The sequence below is a fragment of the Cellulomonas algicola genome (assembly GCF_003851725.1).
In the GTDB taxonomy this organism is placed as follows: domain Bacteria; phylum Actinomycetota; class Actinomycetes; order Actinomycetales; family Cellulomonadaceae; genus Cellulomonas; species Cellulomonas algicola.
In genome coordinates this window covers 1-4273 of record NZ_BHYL01000222.1, presented here as the reverse complement: position 1 = coordinate 4273, position 4273 = coordinate 1, and the positions used below count along the sequence as shown (strand labels likewise).

At 77.1% G+C, this 4273-nt stretch carries 2 protein-coding genes; both read right to left on the bottom strand.

Annotated features, from left to right (window positions below; translation table 11 throughout):
- Positions 1-50: 50 nt before the first annotated feature.
- Positions 51-2813, bottom strand: coding sequence for a multicopper oxidase domain-containing protein (locus CTKZ_RS13945; protein ID WP_124343511.1), 2763 nt, complete (start codon positions 2811-2813; stop codon positions 51-53).
- Positions 2810-4090: a DUF8744 domain-containing protein gene (locus CTKZ_RS13940; RefSeq protein WP_235843484.1), complete on the bottom strand. Its 1281-nt coding sequence runs from the start codon at positions 4088-4090 to the stop codon at positions 2810-2812. Before CTKZ_RS13940 ends, CTKZ_RS13945 begins: the two co-directional genes overlap by 4 nt.
- Between the last annotated feature and the right edge of the window lie 183 nt (positions 4091-4273).

The following is a 4273-nucleotide window of genomic DNA, read 5'->3' as shown; positions in this document are numbered from 1 at the left end:
CGGGCGGCCGCGGGCCCGGCGCCGGCCCGGGGGTGCGCCGGCGCCGGGCGTCAGGGGGCGGTGACGACGAGCCGGCCGGACGCGCCGGCCTCGGCGTCGCTCATCGCGTGGGACACGAACGGGTAGGTGCCGGGCTGCGGGATCGTCAGCTCGACGAAGCCGCCCTCGGCAGGAGCCAGCGACAGCACCTGGGCGCCTCCCGTGCCCGTCGAGCCGCCGTCGCGCAGCACCCAGTCGCCCTCGCGGTACAGCGAGTCGAACTGCGCCCCGACGACGTGGAACGCCGACGAGAGGTTCGGGCCCGCGTCGAGGACCCAGAACCGGACGCGGTCCCCGGCGGTCACCCGCAGCGGACGGTCGCGGTACTGGTGCGCGTAGCCGTTGAGGACGACGAGGTCGGGAACCCGCGTCGCGATGCGTGCCGGGTCCGCGACGCCGCCCTGCGGCCCGAGGTAGAGTTCCGACTGCACCACGACGTACTCGTGGTCGACGGGCGGCAGGCCCGGCGGGTCGATCACCACGGCGCCGAACATGCCGTTCGCGATGTGCAGGCTCATCGGCATCGTCGAGCAGTGGTACATCCAGATCCCGCTGCGCGTCGCCGTGAAGGAGAACGTGAGGGACGTCCCCGGTGCGATCGTGCGCATGGTGTCGTCCGGCACGAGCTCGCCCGCGTGGAAGTCGATCGAGTGGCCGATCGACCCGTCGTTGACGAGCGTGATCTCGAACCGGTCGCCGACCTGGCCGCGCAGCACCGGCCCGGGCGCGGCGCCGTCGAACGTCCACAGCGTCTGCGTCACGCCCGGGGCGACCTCGCGCTCGACCTCGCGGACCGTGAGCGTGCGGCGGTGCGTGCGGCCGGCGGCCTCCGACGGCGGTGCCGCGGCGTCGCGCGCGACGAAGCCGTCGTCCGGTGCGGCCATCAGGTCCAGGTCGTCCGCCGCCGACGGGCCTGTCGCGGTGCCGTCCGGTGCGCCGTGCCCCGGGTGCTCGGCGTGCGCGGTGCCCGTCGGGTCGACGCCGCTGCCCTCGCCGTGCGCGCCGTCCGCCCCGTCCGCCGTCACCGGCCCGCCGACCGCGACGACGTCGAGCGTCATGCCCATGTACCGGTGCCCGGCGACCGCGCACCACGCGTCGACGGACCGCCCGACCACGCCGACGTCGAGCGTCGCGGACTGCCCCGGCGTGACCCGCCCCGTCGTCGCCCCCGTCGCGAGCGTGAGGTCGTGCACGTCGTCGTCCGCGTTGACGAGCTCGATCACGAGCCGGTCGCCGGCGGGTACCTCGATGCGGTCGGGCGAGAAGCGCATGTCGCGCGCCTCGACCTGGACGGTCGTGGTGCGCCCCGTGGGCGCGACGCCGTCCGCGCCGGCGGCGGACACGAGGCCGATCCCCGCCGCGGGCGGGTCGACGGCCACACCGACCGCGACGACGAGCGCGAGCACCCCGACACCGACAGCCGCAGCGCCGGACCGGTGATGCTGTGACCCGACCGTCGTGCGCGTCGCACCCCGGGCGGACCCCGACGCGGCAGCGCGAGGGCTCGGACCGTCGGTGGGGCGCGGCTCGGTCGCGGCGGACGTCGCGCCTGCGCCCGGTCGCGACACCGGCGAGGGCGGCGCGGCACGTCGGGCGACGAGCGCAGCCCGCACGGCGAGCACGAGGAACGTCACGAGCGCGCCGAGCACGACGAACGAGCACCCGACCCGGACGGCAGCAGGCACGGGGGCGACGTAGACGAGCAGCCCGCCGTTGACCAGCACCAGCCGGACGAGCGCGCCGCGGTCGAGCTCGGCGGCGGTCGCGCGGGCCGTCGACGGGCCGCCGCCGAGGACGACGGACAGCAGGTAGGACAGCGACCCGACGAGCACCTGGGCGGCGAACCCGACCGCGAAGGGCGCGACGAGCACCTTGACGTCGTCGACCGCAGCGGCCCACGACGGCGCGGTCGCGACGACGACGCCGTACGCGAGCGTGCAGCCCACGAGCCACAGCACCGCGGCCCCGACGGTCCACGCCGCGTACGTGCGGGGGACGGCCGTGCGCGCCTGGTCGGCCATGGACCGCGCGATGACGGCGCAGCCCGCGACGACGACGAGACAGCCGACGCCGACGAGCGGGCGCCACCCGGTCGCGGACCCGGCACCGACGACCGCGAGCCCGGCGAGCACGACGGGCAGCGCGCGCGGCGCCGCCTTCTCCGCGCGCTCGTCGATCCGGGCGTGCAGGACCGTCGGCCACAGCACGACGAGCGTGCCGAGCACCGTCAGCCCGACCCAGCCGAGCAGGTTGAGCGCGACGTGCGCGACGTACGCGCGGCCGTGCGCCTCGTCGGACAGGTCGCCGCGCGCCATGAGCACGCCCAGCGTGACGCCGACCGGGAGCAGCGCGCTCGCCGCGACGTAGTACCGGACCATCGGCCCGAACCGCGACGGCAGCGCACCGCGGCCCTGCCGCGCGAGGACGACGACGTGCGCGACCGCGCCGGCCGCGACGAGCACGCCGCCCGCGACGACCAGCGCCCAGACGGACGCGAGCAGCCCGGCGACGACGAGGACCGCGCCGAGCGTGTGGGCCGCCAGCCGGGCGGTGTGGCCGCGGCGGCCGCCGGGCGCAGGTCGGCGCAGCAGCGTGTCGGCGAAGTGCTGGCTCCACACCAGGATCGCGGTGCTCACGGCGCCGAGGAGCAGCAGGTGCACCATGAGCCACGGCGCCGCCGGGACGTTCCGGTGCACGAGCGTCGCGGCGACGGCCGCGACGAGCCACGCGCCCACGAGCGCGTTGGCCCGCAGGTGCCACGACGCCCGGGTCACGCGGTCACCTCCGCGGGGTCGGGCCGGCCGGGGGCGCCCGCCTGCGCGCGCTGCCTCGCGGCGGGCGGGCGGGACGGCGCGCGATCGTCGCCCGGGATCTCGTCCGCACCGGTCGCGGTGGTCGGGAGCCCCGTCGCCGGGTCAGCGGTGACGGCGACGGGGCGGTCGGGGTGGCCGTCGACGGTCGCCGGACCGGGTCGGGGCCGGCGGGCCGCGCGGGCGGACAGCGCCGCGACGACCGGGAACGCGAGGACGGCGAGGATGTTGCCGACGCCGCCGACCTGCACGACGACCGGCAGGTCGCGCGCGTCCCCGACGGCGACCCGCAGCACGAGCGTGAGGTGCAGCGCGACGAGCGGTCCGTACATCAGCGGCCGGTACGGCAGCGGGCGGCGCAGCACGGCGGGCAGGATCACGGGCGCGTGCGCCATGACCATCGAGATCACGAACCCGAGGAACACGGCGTGCAGCACCGCGTCGTACCCCGGTCCGGCGAGCTGCGGGCCGCCGACGAGCCACAGCGCGCCCGCGACCGCGAGCCAGGCGTACCCGGCGAGCATCGCGACGGCCATGAACCGCGGCAGCCCGGTGGCCCGCACGGTCCGGCGCGCGACGTCGTACCGGACGAGGAAGAGGACGAGCACGAGCAGCACGACGCCGAGGGCGGCGTACCCGACGGACGGCCACAGCAGCGCGAGCGCGGCGGCGACGGGGAACGCGAGGGACGCCCCGACGACGCCGCGCTCCGCGACGGGCGGCGGTGCCGCGACGCGCATGAGCTCGAGCCGCTCGCCCGCGACGGTCAGCACCAGGAAACCCACCCACCACGGGACGAGGCGCGGGACGGGCACGTCGCCGAGCCACAGCACGGCCGAGCCGACCGCCATCAGCGCGCCGAGGCCCTGCACGGCGACCGCGGCCGCGGCCTGGCGCCGCCACACCGCGCCGTACAGGCCGACGAGCGCGACGGCCCCGCCGAGCTGCGCGACCCGCCCGGCCACGAGCGGCAGCGGCGACAGCAGCAGGAGCCCGCCGAGACCCAGCAGCGCGGGCGCGGCGTAGCCGAGCAGCCGACCGACGGCGACCGCGCGCTCGAGCGCGACGAGCGCACCGACGAAGCCGAGCACCATGAGCGCGCCGTGCACGTCGGGCAACCGCTGCGTCGTGACGGGTGCCGGGAGCCCGAGCAGGACGAGCGCGGCGTCGAGCCCCGCGAGCAGGGCGACCGCGACGGGGACCATGAGGGCGGTCCGTCCGCGCAGGCCAGGAGTATTCACGGCTCGACCGTAGATTTGCGCCCCTGGCCTGCGGATGGGACCGAGGTCCCGAGCCGCGCACGTCACTCCACCTCGATGATCGGCGCATGTCCCGACGCACCGCAGCGGCCCGCACGCTGGGCTCGGGCAGCCGCGTCGACCTGCTGCACCTGCTGCAGAGCGGCGGCCCGCAGACGGTCGGCG